Source organism: Nocardia violaceofusca NBRC 14427, from assembly GCF_963869435.1.
Lineage (GTDB): Bacteria > Actinomycetota > Actinomycetes > Mycobacteriales > Mycobacteriaceae > Nocardia > Nocardia aobensis.
Genome location: NZ_CAWMPM010000019.1, coordinates 1 through 18,111, shown reverse-complemented (window position 1 = coordinate 18,111; position 18,111 = coordinate 1). Strand labels below are relative to the sequence as shown.

Genomic DNA, 18,111 nt, shown 5'->3' with positions numbered 1-18,111 from the left:
GCGCACGATTCCGCGCCGACTGCGCCCGCCGGTGCGCCCGCGGCGTCGCCGGCCCATGCGGCGGCGGACTCGGCCCATGCGGCGGCACGCGCAGCTGCCGCGCCCACGTCCGGGAGCACCGCGGCGGCCGAAGATATCGACGAGGACTCCGACGCCGAGGAGGAAATCGAACAGGCAGTGGGCGTCTGAGCTCGCGTCGCCGTGCGCGCGGGCTGTGACCAATCGCGATCGGCGCGCACTGACACGCCGCCCAGTGCCCGGCCTGCGGTACGAGAATCCACAGCCCGGGCGCTCGGCTCAGAAGAAGCGACGGATCGCGTAGATGTCGAATTCGCTCAGCGGTGTCAGTCCGATCGGCACGCCGGGGCCGTAGGCGTTGAGCAGCATGCCACCGCCGGCGTAGATGCCCTCGTGGGAGCCGTCGGTGTTCACGATGACCACATCGCCGGGCATCATCGCGCCGAACGGCACAGCACTGCCCGCGGTGGCCTGCTCCCAGGTGGTACGCGGCAGCATGATGCCGACCTGCCGGAACGCCCACTGCACGAGTCCGGAGCAGTCGTAGGCGTTGGGCCCCGTCCCGCCCCATTCATAGGGCTTGCCCGCCTGTGAGCCGGCAACACTGAGCGCGATCGACGCCCGCGGGCTGGGCAGCGGCAGCGCCGCCGAACCGCTGGCGCTGCCGGAGGCCGATCCGCTCCCCGAACCGGAGCTGCTGCCCGAGTCGAGGGATCCGGAGGAACTGCCGGTGTCGGCCGGTGCGGCGGTGGCCGGACCCGCCCACATCGAGACCGAGACGGCCGCGGCGATCGCGGCCAAGAGATAGCGGGTGTATCTGCGGCGCGAGGATCCGCGCACGGATGACGGTGCCATGTGCTCGCCCTTCGGTATGACATGCATCCACCACGGCACACCGACCGGCGATCACACAGCACACAGCATGGACTTGGGATGGCCGCTTCCCCACGGGCATCTCAGCCGGTCAACTACCTGGTAGTGCAGTTTCAACGGGGGTCGATCCGGGAAAAACGCCTAAGCTCAACTAAAGAGTGATGGTTGCTGTGACATAGCTGTTTTAGCGCAAGTCACATGCACACCACAAGTGCCAATCCGCAACCGTGATCCGTTCCGGCCTCACGTGACACACCCCAGGTCATGCCGGGAATCGGCGTGCCACACGCCGCGCTCGCACCTGCCGCCACCCTCGAGGGCGGTGTGTAACCACCGTCTACCTGGGTATACATGCTCCGGCCGAGCCCACCGGACTCAGCCAGGCTCGGCCGGACCCGATCGGACTTTGCCGCTTACGACGCGGCGACGCCCAAGCTCCGGGGGCCATCGATTTCGCACTCGCACGTCCCTGCTGCGCTGCGGACGCGGACGGCCACGAGCCGATGCGGTGACCTCGATCAAGGCCCGTATACGACTCCGTCGGCGCCGCACGCGCAGCTGCGAGCCGGGCGAAGGAGCGGGCAGTGCCGAACGAGCCCGGTCCGACAGCGCGGACCGGGCTCGTTTCGGGATTCGCTTGCTCAGGCCTTGGTGATCGCGGCGCGCACACCGCCGACCACATCGGCCGCCTCGGCGCCCGCGGGCGCGAAGCTCAGCTCGGTGGCGAGGATTTCCCCGGCGATGAGGTCGCGGTGCGTGCGTGCCCACTCCGCGCGCTCCCGCGGCACCTCCAGCACCACGGTGATGCGGTCGGAGACGTCGAGGCCCAGAGACTTGCGGGTCTCCTGCAGATCGCGGATCAGGTCGCGGGCCCAGCCCTCGGCCTCGAGTTCCTCCGTGACCTCCGAATTCAGCACCACCAGACCGGCATTGCCGGGCAGCGCGGCGGTGGACTCGGGTTCGGCCGCCACCAGACGCTGGGTGTACTCCTCGGGCAGCAGCGCGATGCCGTCGTCGTGGCCGGCCACCAGCGCCGTGACCACTCCGTCGTCCTCGCGCCACTGGCCGGCCTTCACCGCCTTGATCACGCCCTGGACGTCCTTGCCCAGCCGCGGACCGGCGGCGCGGGCGTTGACGACCAGTTCGAACCGGCCGTGCGCGGCCACGTCGGTGGTCAGGTCCACCTTCTTGACGTTGACCTCGTCGGCGACGAGATCGGCGAACGGACGCAGCCGCTCCGCATCGGGCGCGGCGATGGTGACCTCGGACAGCGGCAGCCGCACCCGCAGGTTCTGCGCCTTGCGCAGGCTCAGCACGGTCGAGCACACCGACCGCACCTCGTCCATCGCCGACACCAGCTCCGGATCGCGCGGCAGTTCGGTCGCGGCCGGCCAGTCGGTCAGATGCACCGACCGCTCCCCCGTCAGCCCGCGCCAGATCACCTCGGTGATCAGCGGCAGCAGCGGGGCGGCCAGCCGGCAGGTGACCTCCAGCACGGTGTGCAGGGTGTCGATCGCGTCGCGATCCTCCTCCCAGAACCGCGAACGCGACCGGCGCACATACCAATTGGTGAGCGCGTCGGCGAACGACCGCAGTTCGTCGCAGGCGGTGGCGATGTCGTAGACCTCGAGCGCCTCGGTCATCACATCGCGGGCCGCGGCGAGTTTGGCGAGGATGTAGCGATCCAGCACATTCGCCGAATCAGTCCGCCACACACCGGGTTTCGAGGCGTAGAGCTGCAGGAACGTCCACGCGTTCCACAGCGGCCGCAGCGCGTGGCTCACCCCTTCGCGGATCCCGCGTTCGGTGACGATCAGATTGCCGCCGCGCAGCACCGGCGACGCCATGAGGAACCAGCGCATGGCATCGGAGCCGTCGCGGTCGAACACCTCGTTGACGTCGGGATAGTTGCCCTTGGACTTGGACATCTTCAACCCGTCGTCGCCGAGCACGATGCCGTGCGCCACAACGGATTTGAACGCCGGCCGGTCGAACAACGCGGTCGAGAGGACATGCAGGTTGTAGAACCATCCCCGCGTCTGCCCGTTGTACTCGACGATGAAGTCACCCGGGCTGTGCGCCGGGCGGTCAGGGGTGCCCTCGAACCATTCCTTGTTCTCGAACGGGTAGTGCACCTGCGCGTACGGCATCGACCCCGACTCGAACCAGCAGTCGAGCACCTCGGGGGTACGCCGCATGATCGACTTCCCGGTGGGGTCGTCGGGATTCGGGCGCACCAGTTCGTCGATGCCCGGGCGGTGCAGATCCGCCGGACGGACGCCGAAGTCGCGTTCCAGCTCGTCCAGCGAGCCGTACACGTCGACGCGCGGGTAGGCCGGATCGTCGGAGATCCACACCGGGATCGGCGCACCCCAGTACCGGTTGCGGCTGATGTTCCAGTCGCGCGCGTTCTCCAGCCACTTGCCGAACTGGCCGTCGCGGATGTGCTCGGGCACCCAGGTGATCTGCTGGTTCAGCTCCACCATGCGGTCGCGGAACTTCGTGACCGCCACGAACCACGAGGGCACCGCCATGTAGATCAGCGGCTGACCGGAACGCCAGCTGTGCGGGTAGGAGTGCTCGATCGTCTCGTGCCGCAACAGCTTTCCGGCGGCCTTGAGGTCCTTGATGATGACCGGATTGGCGTCGAAGACCATCAGGCCCTCGTACGGCGGCACCATCGAGGTGAACTTGCCGCCGGCGTCGAGCGGCTGCACGACCTCGATGCCGTTGGCGGAGGCGACGTCCATATCCTCCTCACCGAACGCGGGCGCCAGATGCACCACGCCGGTTCCGGAGTCGGTGGTCACGTAGTCGGCGTTCAGCACGCGATGCGCGTTGGGGTGGCCGAGGAAGAAGTCGAAGGGCGGCCGATAGCGCAGCCCCGCGAGCGCCGCGCCCGCATGCTCCGAGAGCACCTCGAGTCCGTCGTCGGCGGTGCCGAGCTCGCGGGCGTAGTGCGAGACGCGCTCGGCGGCCAGCACGTACCGCTTGCCGTCCTTGCCGCGCACGTGGGCATAGGTGATGTCCGGGTGGACCGCGATCGCCAGGTTCGACGGGAGCGTCCACGGCGTGGTGGTCCAGATCAACGCGTTGGCGCCGTCGAGTTCGCGCAGCGGATGATCGGGCGCGACCTCGAGCACCATGTCGACGGTGACCGCCGGATCCTGGCGCATCCGGTAGGCGTCGTCGAGACGCGCCTCCTGATTCGACAGCGGCGTCTGCTCGTACCAGCTGTAGGGCAGCACCCGGAAGCCTTGGTAGACAAGCCCTTTGTCGTGCAGCGACTTGAACGCCCACATCACCGACTCCATGAAGTCGAGATCGAGGGTCTTGTAGTCGTTGTCGAAGTCGACCCACCGTGCTTGGCGTGTCACATAGTCACGCCACTCATTGGTGTAACGAAGCACAGAGGATTTACACGCGGCATTGAATTCCGCGAGGCCCATCGCGTCGATCTGTGATTTGTCCGTGATACCGAGTTGCTTCTCCGCTTCGATTTCCGCGGGCAATCCGTGTGTGTCCCAACCGAAGCGCCGTTCCACGCGCTTACCGCGCATCGTCTGGAACCGGGGAACCAAATCCTTCACATATCCGGTGAGCAGATGTCCGTAATGCGGCAAACCGTTGGCGAACGGCGGGCCGTCGTAGAAGACGAACTCGTCGCACTTCTCGGCACGGTTGTCGATGCTGGCACGGAAGGTGTCGTCGGCGGCCCAGTAGTCCAGCACCCGGCGCTCGAGCTCCGGGAACGACACGCTCGCGCCCTGCCGCGAGCCGGCATCCGCATCGGTGAAGTCGACGCGGGGATAGGCGTTGCGGGTGGATGTCTCGTCCGCCATGGCGGCTGTGGTCTCCCTCGTGCCAGTGCGCGCATGCGGCGCAGTCGGTGGGCACGGGGACGACTTCGGCGCCTGTGCGCCGCTGCCGCGGTACCACCCCGCTTGTCCGGGCCGGATGTTCCGGCGGGCGGACCTCTCGTTGCGAGCTGTGACGGGCTCACCCGTTCGGTTCTACTGGGCGCCTGTGGCGCCGTTCTTCCGAAGGCTCCCCGGTGATGGCCGGATCACTGCCGATCTACAGGTTTGATTGTAGCCAGTGCGGGCAACGTTATTTCCGTGCCCTGTTGCCGCCCTGTTCACTGTGCCCGCTCAGCGTTTGGCGTGACGGCCGGGACGTGATTGCGGGCCTTCCTCGGGTTCACGCATGGCCAGCGCGCTGACCAGCAGCAGGACCGCACCGATCACGCAGACGACGATGCAACCCCACGCCCAGATCACCGATCCGGTGGTCAACGCCGTCACCAGCAGGGCGAAGCCGATCGCGGCCAGGACGAGCGTCAGAACGAGCATGGTCACCCCCTAGGCGGGCAGGGCGGGCCGCATCGCCCCGGAGGGGCCGGGCGGCTCGGCAGAACTACGACCACACAGCGGCATGCGACGCCGGACCCCGTCGTATCGGCGGGGTGGCGGGCACCCGGGACGAGCTACTTGCCACCCTTGGCGAACGACGCCGGACCATGGCTGTTCGATACCGCCTCGAAGGCCTCGCCACCGTCGACCGGCACGGCCGAACCGCGGTTCTCCAGCTCCTCGAGCTGCGATTCCAGGTAGGACTTCAGCCGCACCCGGTACTCGCGCTCGAAGGTCTTCAACTGCTCGATGCGGCTTTCCAGCACGCTGCGCTGCTGGGTGATGGTGGCCATGATCTCGGTGTGCTTGCGCTCGGCGTCGGCCTGCAGGGCGTCGGCCTTCTCCTTGGCCTGGCGAAGCTGGCTGTCGGAACGGGTCTGCGCGTCCGAGAGCAGCGAGTCGGCCTTCTGCCGCGCCTCGCCGACCATCGCGTCCGAGCGGGTCTGCGCTTCGCTCACCATTCGCTCGGAATTCGCCCGGGCGTTGGAGAGCAGCTGTTCGGCCTCGGCCTTGGCGTCGGTGGTGAGCCGGTCGGCCATCTCCTGCGCCAGGCTCAGCACCTTCGCGGCCTGCAGGTTCGCATCTGCGGCGGAGTTGTCCTTGGGGGCCACCGGCGCGGGGGCCGGCACCGGCACCGGCGGTGCCACGGGCGCCGGCTTCGGCGGTTCCGGTTGCGGCGGAGCGGGTTTCACCGCCTGCGGGGCGGGACGCGACTTCTTGGCATCCGCCAATTCGGCATCCAGCTCAGCAACCCGCTGGCGCAGGTCCGCATTCTCCTCGATGAGGCGCGAGAGCTCCTGTTCGACCAAGTCGAGGAAGGCGTCGACTTCATCCTCGTTGTAGCCGCGCTTCCCGATCGGCGGTTTGCTGAACGCGACGTTGTGCACATCGGCTGGAGTCAGCGGCATGGAAGGATCCCTTCGCGCTTCGTACGGAGATCTAGCGTAGATCTTCTAGCAAGCTCTTCTTCTCGGCCCATTCTGTCACACCGGAGCTATCGGCTGCCCGAGCCTGCTGACGATGGACATCAGAATGAACACGATGAAAAGCAGGACCATAATCGACAGATCCAGGCGAATTCCTCCCAAGTTCACGGGAGGTATCAGGCGCCTCAACAGTTTCACCGGCGGATCGGTGATCGTGAAGATCGCCTCCAGAACGACGGCGACGAACCCCCGCGGATGCCAGTCGCGCGCAAAGCTGCGGATGAACTCCACGATCACTCGGCTGATCAGCAACAGCCAGAAGAGGAAGAGGAGTACATACAGCACCTGAAACAAGGCCACCTGTCCACTTTGCCTCAGATTCGGTGTCCTGCAAACTCCCCGCGCCGTGCATTCGGCGTCATTTCCCCCCGTCGCGGCTCACCCGACCGGGGCCGCCGCCGCGCGCGGCACCCGGTTCGGGGTTATTTCTGGTTGTAGAAGCCGTTTTCGGCGATGCGACGGCGCTCCTCGGCCGATACATCGACATCCGACGGTGAGAGCAGGAACACCTTGGTGGCCACCTTGTCGAACGAACCACGCAGCGCGAACGCCAGTCCGGCGGCGAAATCCACCAGGCGGCGCGCGTCGGCGTTGCTCATCTCGACCAGGTCCATGATCACGGGCGTACCGTCACGGAAACGCTCGCCGATGATCGCGGCCTCGGCATAGGTGCGCGGACGCAGTGTCGTGATCTTGGACAACGGACCTCCGTCCTCGAAGACGGGGGTGCGGCGCGGGGCCGGCTCGAACCGGGCGCGCTCCTCCATCCGCCGCTCTTCCATCCGGCGTTCGGCCTCGGGATCGACCGCCAGCGCACCGTGCGTGGTGCCACGCACCATCGGAGTGCCACCGCCGAGTCCGCGCGAGCGGCCCGAGGGTGCGGATTCGATCCGGGTCGGGCGGCGCAGGGGCTCGTAGCGGTCGTCGGAGTAGGACTCGTCGGCGAACTCCGAGCGGCGCGGCACCGTGTAACCGGGCTGATAGGGCGCCTTGTACGCCGGCTCCGGGTAGCCCGGATCGTCGGCGAAGCGGTCGTCGCCGAAACGCGAGCGTCCGGCGTCGTACGGATCGTCGTCGAAACGCGAGCGGCGCACCCCGCGGTCGTCCGCACCCAGCGGGCCACGGTCGTCGATCCCCCGAGGGCCACGGTCGTCGACGTAGTCGTCCTCGTATTCCTCGAGCGGGACCATGCCGAAGTAGGCCTTGAACCTGTGCAGCGTACTCATGCTCCCACCTCACTAACGCTGGGCTCCAGCACGAGCATGCTCGTGGCTGCGCTGATGTCTCGCTCGCTACGCTCGCTCATCCTGGTCGACCTTCCTACGGCCCCGACTGACCTGGGGTGTTGAAGTCCTGCTCAGTCCTCGTCAGCCCCAAGCATATGTTTCGAATGTGACTGATGAGGTTTCTTTGCTACTGCGAGGTTATCGGTCGGTCGCCCATGAGAGCAGTACCGACACGCACGCAGGTAGACCCGTGTCGAATGGCGACCTCGACGTCGCCCGACATGCCCGCCGACAATTCGGTCGCGCCCGGATGCGCGGCCAGCAGCGTGCGATGCAGACCGGCCAGTTCGGCGAACGCCGCATCCGGCTCCGCACCCAGCGGCGGAATCGCCATCAGGCCCGCGAGCTGCAGATTCTCGGATTTCGCGACCTGATCGGCCAGCATCGGGAGATCATCCGGGACGACGCCGCCGCGCGCCGGATCGCGATCCAGGCTCACCTGCAGTAGCACGCGCAGCGGATCCGCGCGCGCTCCCTCCTCGCGTGCGGCCGCCGTGGCGGTGTCAAGGGCCCTCACCAGACGCTCCGAATCCACCGAGTGCACCGTATCGGCCCAGCGCACAACCGATTTCGCCTTGTTGCGCTGCAATCGGCCGATCATGTGCCAGCGCATCTGCGCCAGATGTCCTAATGAGGCCACCTTGGCGGAGGCCTCCTGTTCCCGCGATTCACCGAATTCCCGGCGCCCGAGCCGATACAGGATCTCCACGTCGGAGGCCGGGAAGTATTTGGTCACCGGCAGCAACCGGACGGTGTCACGATCGCGCCCGGCGGCGCGGCACGCGGCGTCGATGCGATGTTCCAGGCGGGTGAGCGCGGCGGCGAGTCCCGCCGCACGGGACTGCGGCGCGTCCGCCCCGGATTCGGTTGCGCCGAGCCCGGATTCGGCGTGGTTCACCGGTTCTCCTCCATCCAGATCACCCCGGCGATGCGGCCGGTGGGCGCGCCGCGACGGTGGCTGAACAGGGTGGCGTCGGAGATGGTGGAGCGCGGATCGACCGCGACCGCGCCGACCCCGGCCGCTTCCAGCTGACGGCGGATTCCGGCTCGCAGATCCAGACCGGGCGTACCGCGCCGGGTCGTGGTGGCGCTGCCGGGCAGATGTGCCTCGACGTCGTCGCGCATGGCGGCGGGCACCTCGTAATCCTCGCCACCGGCGGCCGGGCCGAGGAAGGCGCCGATGCGGTGCGGCTGGGCGCCGACCGAGATCATCGCCTCGAGGACCTTCGGCACGATTCCGATGCGGGCGCCGACGCGGCCGGCGTGTACGGCCGCGATGACCCCGGCCTCGTCGTCGGACATCAGCAGGGGGACGCAATCGGCGGTGAGCACTACCAGCGCGAGATTCGGCACGGTGGTGACGAGCGCGTCGGTCACCGGCACCGGTTCGGCGCGGGGGCCGTCGACGATCTCGACGTTGCGGCTGTGCACCTGTTCCATCCAGACCAGGCGGCCGGGTGGCAGGCCGATGCCTTCGGCGAGACGTATCCTGTTGCGCCGCACCGCTTCCGGATCGTCGCCGACGTGGTCGCCCAGGTTGAACGAGTCGTAGGGCGCCGCCGAGAACCCACCGGCCCGCGTGGTCGTCACCCGTCGCGTCCGAACCGAAGCCTGTGTCATATCTCCGAGATTAATAGGCTGTACCGGTCCGGAGTCGAGCGTGCCGCCGAGTGATCCGGAACGTAGATGGCGGGGCGGCGGAACGGGGCACAGCGCGAGCATGCCCCGCGAAGTACCCACGGCGTGCGAGTTCATGCACACGACATTGCCGCCACCCACGGCGCCGCGTTCGCCACTGCCGGGCGCGACGCTTCCGCTCGCGGTGTTCGTTCTCACACGCCGCTGCCCCCGAGGCCGGCGGCGACGCCCCGGAGAGCGACATCACACGGCCGCCCGGCACCGGTCCGCCGGAACTCCGGTGGCACACCGGGTTTCGACCGCCCCACACCAGCCGCACATGCCGCTGCCCCCTCCGCGACGTCGGAGAGGGCAGCGAGATCGGCGTGCTTACCGGCGCATGAAATCGGGGACGTCGACGTCGTCGGTGTCCTCGTCCGGCATCTGAATGTGCGAGCGGTTGTTGTGCGCGATGGTCGGCTCGGTGGCCGGACGCGGTTCGTAGGACGGGGCCGGGCCGCGGGCCGGCGTCGGATCGGCCGGGCGCTCGGGCTCGGACTGGCGGGTGCTGCCGAAATCACGGCGAGTGGTGGACTGGCCGATGTCACCGGCCCGGCCGGCACCGATATTCGTTCTGCCCGCCGGTTCGATGCGCCGAGCCGGGGTGCCCCCGTCGAAGCCGGCGGCGATCACCGTGACCCGGACCTCGTCGCCGAGCGAATCGTCGATCACCGTGCCGAAGATGATGTTGGCCTCGATGTGCGCGGCCTCCTGCACGAGCGAGGCGGCCTCGTTGATCTCGAACAGACCGAGATCCGATCCACCGGCGATCGAGAGCAGCACGCCGTGCGCACCGTCCATCGACGCCTCCAGCAGCGGCGAATTGATCGCCGCCTCCGCGGCTTTCACGGATCGTCCCTCCCCGCGCGAGGAGCCGATGCCCATCAACGCCGAACCGGCACCGGACATGACGCTCTTGACGTCGGCGAAGTCGACGTTGATCAGACCCGGGGTGGTGATCAGGTCGGTGATGCCCTGAACACCGTTGAGCAGCACCTCGTCGGCGGAGCGGAAGGCGTCCATCAGGCTCACCGCCGCGTCGCCGAGCTGGAGCAGCCGGTCGTTCGGGATGACGATGAGGGTGTCGCAGGATTCGCGCAGCGCCTGGATACCGGCTTCGGCCTGGTTGCTGCGGCGCTTGCCCTCGAACGAGAACGGCCGCGTCACCACACCTATGGTCAGGGCGCCCAGTTTGCGGGCGATCGACGCCACCACGGGCGCGCCACCGGTACCGGTACCGCCGCCCTCACCGGCCGTCACGAAGACCATGTCGGCGCCCTTGAGCACCTCTTCGATCTCGTCCTTGTGGTCCTCGGCTGCCTTGCGGCCCACCTCGGGATCCGCGCCGGCGCCGAGACCGCGGGTGAGTTCGCGGCCGACGTCGAGCTTGACGTCCGCATCACTCATCAGCAGTGCCTGGGCGTCGGTGTTGACGGCGATGAACTCGACTCCCTTGAGTCCCTGTTCGATCATTCGGTTGACGGCGTTCACGCCGCCGCCGCCGATACCGACGACCTTGATCACTGCAAGGTAGTTGTGCGGGGGCGTCATGGGCTCTCGCCTTCCTTCGATCCAAAGCCTGTCGTTTTCGGATTCTCGGCAGAGCGCCGATTCGAGGTCCCCGGTCCGCCCGGGTTTTCACTCGAACAAACCCTAAACCTGAACCATAGGGTTGGCGTTATGTCAAGTATCCGACTGGTGCGGAACGCTATTCGCACCCGTCGCGATCCGTGCGCAGGCGCGCCGACACGAGGGTCAGAATCTTGTGCGATCCGTCTCGTCCGAGCCCGTCGGGCATGGTACCGCGAACGGCCGCCACAGACACCGAGATCGGGTCTCGATCTCCGCGGGACCGCGGATTCACCGGCCCCGCCCGCGACCGCGGCACCCGGACGGGCCCAGGTGCCACGGCCATCACGCACGGCCATCGACTCCCGGCCGCCGGTCGAAAACCGCAACGGCACAACGAGTGTCACTATCTTACCGTTACCAGATCGGGACTCGAAACGTCGAATACCGTTCCCGGGCGCGTCAGCACCGGAAGGACCACCGCGGCTTTGCGTTCCGAGTCGTCGGGACCGCCCCAGACCACCGTACGGTCGTCGCGCAGCTTCAGTTCGATATCCGAAACCGTCCGCGCCACAACCTCTCCCACCTGGGCTCGAAGCGCCGGCGGCGCGGCGTCGAGGACCGCGACCGCCGCCCGGGTCACCGGGTCGGCGCTGCCGGGATGGTCGGTGACCAGTTTCGCGACGCCGGGCGGCGGTGGTTCGATCGCGAATTCGACGCTGTCGGCGTCGAGCAGATGCGGTCCCTGCGGACTGTCGAAGAACACCACGGCGGAGCGCTCGTCCACCGTGACCCGCACCGTGGACGGAAACGCCCGCTGCACCCGCGCCGACCGCACCTTCGGCAGCGACGCCACCCGGCGCGCGATCGCGTCGGTATCGATACGCAGCATGGAGCGGCCGTCGGGGATCTGCAGCACCCCGCGCACATCCTGTTCGGGCACCGTCGACACCCCCTCGACCTGCACGGTGCGCACCGACAGCGCGGGGGTGAAGTAGGCGACCACCAGCAGCACGATCACCACGACCACGATCGGCGCGCCCCACAACAGAATCCGCCGCCACCGGCCGTCGAAGGGCAGCCGCGCGCGGGGCCCGCCCCGGTGGAGGCGATCGTCGCCCTCGTCGCCGTCCGCGGCGAATTCGGCCTCGGCGTCCGGATCGATGTCCTCGATCGTCCCGCGACGTGTCATCTCCACCTCCCTCTCCGGCCGGCACCGCCGGGCGGGGGCGCCGTGCTCACCGACCCGTCGACGGGCGCACCCGCAGTCCGTCCAGAATCTGCCCGCCGAGCATCGTCACGTCGCCGGCGCCCATGGTGATCACCACATCGCCCGCGCGGGCCAGGCTCGCGGCCTGCCGGCCCACCCGCGACATATCCGGTTGGTAGTGCACGGGTTTGGTGACCGCCTGCGCCACCAGCGCGCCGTTGACGCCGGGCAGCGGCTTCTCGCGCGCGCCGTAGACGTCGAGGACCACGACCTCGTCGGCCAGCGACAGCGCCGCGCCGAATTCCTCGGCGAAGGTCGCCGTGCGGCTGTACAAGTGCGGCTGGAACACCACGATCACCCGGCCCTGGCGGGAGCGGGCGCCGTCGGCCGCCTCCTGCCGGACCAATTCGGCCGCCGCCCCCAGTACGGCACGCACCTCGGTCGGGTGGTGGGCGTAGTCGTCGAAGACCCGTACCCCGTTCTCGCGGCCCACGAACTGGAAGCGGCGGTGCACACCACCGAATCCCTCCAGGCCCTGCAGGATTTCGTTCATATCGGCCCCGGCATCGCGAGCGGCGAGCAGCGCCGCGAGGGCGTTGAGGGCCATATGGCGGCCGGGCACCGACAGGCGCAGCGTGCGCGGCGCGGGTTCGTCGCCCAGTTGCACCGTGGCGACACCGCCGACGTCGCGCGGCTCCCAGCTCATCAGGCGGGCCTGCATCGGCACCGGCACGTCGGCCGTCTCCGTCGAGCCGTAACCGGCCACCCGGATGTCGAGTTCCCCGGCCGCGACCCGGTCGGCGACCCGGCGGGCCAGCGCCAGCGAACCGGGATCGTCCAAGCAGACCACGAGCAGTCCGCCGGAGACCAGCCGCGCCACGAAGTCGTCGAACACCTGGACGTAGGCCTCGTCGGAGCCGAAGAAATCCAGATGATCGGATTCGATGTTGGTGACCACCGCGACGTCCGGATCGTATTGCAGCAGTGAGCCGTCCGACTCGTCGGCCTCTGCCACGAAATAACCGCCGGTGCCGTGATGCGCGTTCGTCCCGGCCTCGTTCAGTTCACCGCCGACGGCGAACGAGGGATCGAAGCCGCAATGCTGCAACGCCACGACCAGCATCGAGGTGGTGGAGGTCTTGCCGTGGGTGCCCGACACGAGCAGGGTGTGGTGGCCGCGCATCAGTTCGGCGAGCACCGTGGGACGCATCAGCACCGGCACACCGCGCCGATTCGCCTCGACCAGTTCGGGATTCGTCTTCGGGATGGCGGCGTAGGTGGTCACGACCGCGCTCGGACCGCCCTCCAGCAGATCCAGCGCACTCGCGTCGTGGCCGATGCGGACCTGGGCTCCGCGCGCCCGCAGCGCCAGCACGCCGCGGCTCTCCTTGGCGTCCGAGCCCGACACCTCGCCGCCGCGGGCGAGCAGAATCCGCGCGATTCCCGACATGCCGGCACCGCCGATGCCGACCATGTGGACCCGCCGCAACAACTCCGGCAGTTCGGTGGGGGCCTGCCCGGTGTGGTTCACCGGGTCCGCGGCTCCCACTTCGGCCGTCTCGTTTCCTCCGGTCACCGTCCGGTCACCTCCAGCACGATTCGCGCCACCGTGTCCGCGGCGTCGCGATGTCCGGCACCGGCGGCGGCGACCGACATATTCGTCAGCGCGGCCGGGTCGGTGAGCAGCGCGATCACCTCGTCCATCACGTACTTCGGCGTCATCTCCGCATCCGCGACGATTCTGCCACCGCCCTGCGCGACGATCGGGCGGGCGTTGAACTCCTGTTCGCCGTTGCCGTGCGGCAGCGGCACGTAGAACGCCGGCAGTCCGACCGCCGACACCTCGGCCACGGTCATCGCGCCCGAGCGGCACACCGTGGCATCGGCGGCGGCATAGGCCAGATCCATCCGCGACAGATACGGCACCGCAACGTATTTCGCGCCGTCGCGGCCGGATTCGGTGTCGATGCCGTCCAGATCGAGCGTGTTCTTGGGTCCGTGCGCGTGCAGTACCGAGATACCCGCCGCCAGCAGTTGCGCGGCCGCGCCGGACACCGCCTCGTTCAACCGGCGCGCGCCCTGGGAGCCGCCGAAGACCAGCAGAACCGGGCCCTGCTGCGGCAGACCGAAGTGCTCCCGCGCCTGCGCCCGCAGTCCGGCCCGGTCCAAGGTGGCGATCGAGGCGCGCACCGGAATCCCGACGACCTCGGCATCGGCGCGCCCGCGCGCGTGCACACCCGAATTCGGCACGGCGGCGAGCACCCGCGCCGCACGCCGGGCGCCGACCTTGTTCGCGATCCCCGCCTTCACATTGGCCTCGTGCACGACCAGCGGCACCCGGCGCGAGCGCCGCAGCACTCCCCCGCCGGCCGCCAGGTAGGCGGGCACCGAGACGTAGCCGCCGAATCCGATGATCACATCGGCCTCGACCGCGTCGATCACCGCGCGGGTTCGCGCCACCGCGGCGCGGACCCGGCCGGGCAGGCGCAGCAGATCGGCGGTGGGTTTACGCGGCAGCGGGACCGGCGGAATCAGCTCCAGCGGATAGCCGCGTTCGGGAATCAGCGTCGTCTCCAGCCCGCGCTGGGTGCCCAGTGCGGTGATCCGGATCGAGGGATCCAGCCGGCGCAGTGCGTCCGCGACCGCCATCGCGGGTTCGATATGCCCGGCCGTGCCCCCACCGGCGACGATCACCGAGAGCGTCCGTTGCCCGGAACCCGTCGTGCCGCCGCTCTCGCCGGTTGTCACCTCGAATTACCTCGTTCTCTCGCATGTGTCATCGGATAGCTGGGCTCCCAGGCCCGGGTGGTGCGCCACGACGACGCTCCGCGCGCCTCCCGCCGTCCGGCGTCGGCGCTGCGTCGTCGTGCCGAATCCGAATCTATCGACCGCCGCGGTATCGCCGCACTCCCACCCCGCGCCTGCGCGGCTCCGCGGGACCCGCCCGCGCCGCGCGACCGACCGGATTTGTCCGACCGCTTGCGCGCGGGCGGCAGTTCCCGCCGTCGCGGGCCGGAGACCGCGCGGGCCCGCCCCGCACGGGCGGGCGCGTAGGTTTCCGGGATCGGCAGTCGCAGCAACCGGCTGAACCGCCCGTCCTGACCGCCCTTCAGCGCCGCGATCGCCTCGGGTTCGTGCCGGGCCGCGCTCGCGATCAGGCCGAACATCATCAACGTGATCGCCAGCGACGAACCACCGGCCGACACCAGCGGCAACTGCAGGCCCGTCACCGGCAGCAGGCCCACGACATAGCCGATGTTGATCAGCGCCTGCCCGGTGATCCAGGTGGTCGCGGCCGCGGTCAGCAATCGCAGGAACGGATCGGCCGAGCGGGCGGCGATGCGCAGTCCGACGAAGACGAACAGCGCGAAAAGCCCCAGTACGAGGGCACATCCGAGAAATCCGAGTTCCTCGCCGATGATGGCGAAGATGAAGTCGTTGTGCGCGTTGGGCAGATAACTCCACTTGGCCCGGCTCTGGCCGAGTCCACGCCCCCAGATCCCGCCGTCGGCGAGGGAGAACAGCGCTTGGCGCGCCTGATAGCCGATGCCCTGCGGATCGTCGCCGGGATTGAAGAACGCGCGCATGCGATCGGATCGATAGCCGGCCGACAGCGCCAGAATTCCCGCCGCGACCGCACCCGAGACCGCGATGGTCACGAACAGCCGCACCGGCAATCCGCCGAACCACAGCAGCGCGACCAGCACCAGGCCGACCGCGATGGTCGTCGACAGATTCGGTTCCAGCACGATCAGCAGACAGGTCAGCAGACCGGCCGGCACCAGCGGCACCAGAATGTCCTTGTACCCGGCCTGGTCGCTGCGGCGCGTCGCCAGCAGATGCGCACCCCACAGGATCAGGGTGACCTTCACGATCTCCGACGGCTGCACCGAGACGAAGCCGAGGTCGAACCAGCGGCGCGAACCCTGGACCTGCGAACCGATTCCGGGAATCAGCACCAGCACCAGCAACAGCACCGACGCGGCGAACAGCGGGAACGACAGCTGCCGCAGCACCCGCATCGGAATCCGCAGCGCCACATAGAACAACGCCGCGCCCAGGCCCGCGAAGAACGCCTGCTGCATGAACAGCGAATAGGCCGAACCGCCGTCGGCGTAGGCCTCCACACTGGAGGCCGACAGCACCATCACCAGCCCGAGCACGGTGAGCAGGGTGGCGATGGTGACGACCAGGTGGAAGTCGGCCAGCGGGCGCGCCAGCCAGGCACCGAACCAGGTGCCCACGGGCTTGCGCGCCGGTTTCGTCACTGCTGGCTCCCGATATCTCTCTCGTCCAGGGCCTGCACCGCCGCGACGAAACTGCGGCCGCGATGGGTGTAGTCGGCGAACATGTCCAGGGAGGCCGCGGCGGGGGCGAGCAGGACGGTGTCACCGCGCCCGGCATATCCGGCGGCGATGCGTACCGCGCGGGCCATCACCGCGTCGGCGCCGTCGATCTCGGCGACCAGAGATGCCGTGGAGGGTTCCCCGCTCATCTGTGCATCGTCACCCGAACCGAGCTCGACCACCGGGACATCCGGCGCGTGTCGCGCCATTGCCGCCGCGATGATCGGCGCGTCCTGACCGAAGACCACCGCCGCGACGAGACGCTCGGCGACCTCCTCGACAAGATCGTCGATATGGGCGCCCTTGAGCTGACCACCGGCGATCCACACCACCTGCGGATGCGCCAGGATCGAGGACCGCGCGGCATGCGGATTGGTCGCCTTCGAATCGTCGACGAAGCCGACCCCGCCGAGTTCCCGCACGAAGGCGGCGCGGTGCGGGCCCACCTTGTGCTCGGCCAAGCCCTCCTTGACGAACTGCGGGGCCACGTCGATGGCACGGGTCAGCGCGGCCGCGGCCAGCGCGTCGGCGACACCGGCGGGTCCGGGCGGGCTGATATCGCCGACCTCGGCGAGGATCGCGGCCTTGGTGAAGGCGCGGTCCAGCAGTTTGCCGTCGACCACACCGAGTTCACCGTCGGCCGGCACGCCGATCCGGAAGCCGACGGTGCGGCGCGCCTTGGACTTTCGCGCCAGCGCGGCGGCGACGGGGTCGTCCAGGCCGACCACGCCGACCCGTCCGGTCAGGGCCCGCGCCTTCGCGGCGGCATAGGCGTCGAGGCCGCCGTGCCAGTCCAGATGATCCTCGGCCACGTTGAGCACCACACCGGCCTCCGGGCGCACCGACGGCGCCCAGTGCAGCTGGAACGACGACAGCTCGACCGCGAGGATCTGCGGACCCGGGGTGCGGCGCAGCGCGTCCAGGATCGGCAGTCCGATATTGCCGCAGGCGACGCTGGGCAGCCCGGCCGCGCGCAGGATGGCGTGGGTCATCTGGGTGGTGGTGGTCTTGCCGTTGGTTCCGGTGATCACCAGCCATTTGCGCACCGGACCGTAGAGCCGGGCCTGATCCACCCACCAGGCGAATTCCACATCGCCCCAGACCGGAATGCCCTCGGTGACCGCGGAGACCAGGACCGGTGAGCCCGGTCGCCAGCCCGGGCTGGTGATGACGAGCGCGAACCGTTCCAGCGCACCGGGTTCGAGCAGCGCGGCGGCAGTGGCGGTGTCGAGGCCGAGTTCGGCGGCCTCGGCCATCGCCTTCTCCCCGGCGTCGGTGACCACCGGACGGGCGCCGATATCGCGCAGCGGCTCGATCAGCGAGCGCCCCGACACCCCCCATCCCGCGACGAGAACGTCACGGCCACGCAGGAATTCGAGCATAGGACCCGGTGATCGCAGGGCCCGCGGAGTATGTTCGACCATCGCTGCTTACCCGACCTGAGAGAGGTATTCGCTGTAGAACAAGCCCAGACCGACCGCCGCCGCGATTCCGGCGAGCAGCCAGAACCGGATGATGACCGTCGTCTCCGCCCATTTGCTCAGCTCGAAATGGTGATGGAACGGCGCCATCTTGAACAACCGGTTGCGGGTGGTCCGGAACACCGCCACCTGCAGCACCACCGACACGGTCTCGGCGACGAACAGCGCGCCGATCACGACCATGAGCAGTTCGGTGCGGGTGGTGATCGACAATCCGGCGAGCAGGCCACCGAGGGCCAGCGAACCGGTATCG

15 protein-coding genes and 1 pseudogene are annotated in these 18,111 nt (G+C 68.8%); 1 reads left to right on the top strand and 15 read right to left on the bottom strand.

Annotated elements, in window-relative coordinates:
• Positions 1-189, top strand: a 189-nt coding sequence (locus tag AC5592_RS16385; RefSeq protein WP_198163857.1) for a hypothetical protein, incomplete at its 5' end; no start/stop codon positions are given.
• A gap of 108 nt (positions 190-297) precedes the next feature.
• Here AC5592_RS16385 and AC5592_RS16380 read toward each other — a convergent pair.
• The 15 genes and pseudogenes from AC5592_RS16380 to AC5592_RS16310 all read right to left on the bottom strand — a co-directional run.
• A complete protein-coding gene (locus AC5592_RS16380) occupies positions 298-873 on the bottom strand; it encodes a C40 family peptidase (protein ID WP_063064726.1) in 576 nt (191 codons plus the stop codon).
• Positions 874-1,532: 659 nt separating this feature from the next.
• Positions 1,533-4,733: an isoleucine--tRNA ligase gene (gene ileS / locus AC5592_RS16375; RefSeq protein WP_036500377.1), complete on the bottom strand. Its 3,201-nt coding sequence runs from the start codon at positions 4,731-4,733 to the stop codon at positions 1,533-1,535.
• Between the two features lie 309 nt (positions 4,734-5,042).
• Positions 5,043-5,243 (bottom strand): hypothetical protein, encoded by a 201-nt coding sequence (locus AC5592_RS16370; RefSeq protein ID WP_036500385.1) that lies wholly within the window; start codon positions 5,241-5,243, stop codon positions 5,043-5,045.
• Positions 5,244-5,377: 134 nt separating this feature from the next.
• The gene (wag31, locus tag AC5592_RS16365; protein ID WP_039777427.1) at positions 5,378-6,211 is read right to left on the bottom strand and encodes a DivIVA-like cell division protein Wag31; all 834 of its coding nucleotides are present in this window, start codon (positions 6,209-6,211) and stop codon (positions 5,378-5,380) included.
• A gap of 75 nt (positions 6,212-6,286) precedes the next feature.
• Positions 6,287-6,589, bottom strand: a complete 303-nt coding sequence (locus AC5592_RS16360) for a YggT family protein (RefSeq protein ID WP_025348651.1) — start codon at positions 6,587-6,589, stop codon at positions 6,287-6,289.
• A 122-nt stretch (positions 6,590-6,711) separates the two neighbouring features.
• Positions 6,712-7,515: a cell division protein SepF gene (locus AC5592_RS16355; RefSeq protein WP_036500371.1), complete on the bottom strand. Its 804-nt coding sequence runs from the start codon at positions 7,513-7,515 to the stop codon at positions 6,712-6,714.
• 187 nt (positions 7,516-7,702) lie between these two features.
• Positions 7,703-8,473 carry a YggS family pyridoxal phosphate-dependent enzyme gene (locus AC5592_RS16350; protein WP_063064725.1) on the bottom strand — a complete coding sequence of 257 codons (771 nt, stop codon included), beginning with the start codon at positions 8,471-8,473 and terminating at the stop codon, positions 7,703-7,705.
• On the bottom strand, positions 8,470-9,195 hold the full coding sequence (pgeF, locus tag AC5592_RS16345; protein ID WP_036500366.1) for a peptidoglycan editing factor PgeF: 726 nt from the start codon (positions 9,193-9,195) through the stop codon (positions 8,470-8,472). Before pgeF ends, AC5592_RS16350 begins: the two co-directional genes overlap by 4 nt.
• A gap of 387 nt (positions 9,196-9,582) precedes the next feature.
• Positions 9,583-10,803: a cell division protein FtsZ gene (gene ftsZ / locus AC5592_RS16340; RefSeq protein WP_036500364.1), complete on the bottom strand. Its 1,221-nt coding sequence runs from the start codon at positions 10,801-10,803 to the stop codon at positions 9,583-9,585.
• 424 nt (positions 10,804-11,227) lie between these two features.
• A complete protein-coding gene (locus tag AC5592_RS16335; RefSeq protein ID WP_084506751.1) occupies positions 11,228-12,013 on the bottom strand; it encodes a cell division protein FtsQ/DivIB in 786 nt (261 codons plus the stop codon).
• 46 nt (positions 12,014-12,059) lie between these two features.
• Positions 12,060-13,505 (bottom strand): UDP-N-acetylmuramate--L-alanine ligase, encoded by a 1,446-nt coding sequence (murC, locus tag AC5592_RS16330; protein WP_051024505.1) that lies wholly within the window; start codon positions 13,503-13,505, stop codon positions 12,060-12,062.
• Between the two features lie 98 nt (positions 13,506-13,603).
• Positions 13,604-14,779, bottom strand: coding sequence for an undecaprenyldiphospho-muramoylpentapeptide beta-N-acetylglucosaminyltransferase (murG, locus tag AC5592_RS16325; protein WP_051024504.1), 1,176 nt, complete (start codon positions 14,777-14,779; stop codon positions 13,604-13,606).
• Complete coding sequence (gene ftsW, locus AC5592_RS16320; RefSeq protein WP_063920332.1) at positions 14,776-16,299, bottom strand: putative lipid II flippase FtsW; 1,524 nt, start codon at positions 16,297-16,299, stop codon at positions 14,776-14,778. Before ftsW ends, murG begins: the two co-directional genes overlap by 4 nt.
• Positions 16,296-17,759, bottom strand: coding sequence for a UDP-N-acetylmuramoyl-L-alanine--D-glutamate ligase (murD, locus tag AC5592_RS16315; protein ID WP_036500355.1), 1,464 nt, complete (start codon positions 17,757-17,759; stop codon positions 16,296-16,298). Before murD ends, ftsW begins: the two co-directional genes overlap by 4 nt.
• A 48-nt stretch (positions 17,760-17,807) precedes the next feature.
• Positions 17,808-18,111 (bottom strand): annotated as a pseudogene (locus AC5592_RS16310) (phospho-N-acetylmuramoyl-pentapeptide-transferase); the annotation flags it as partial.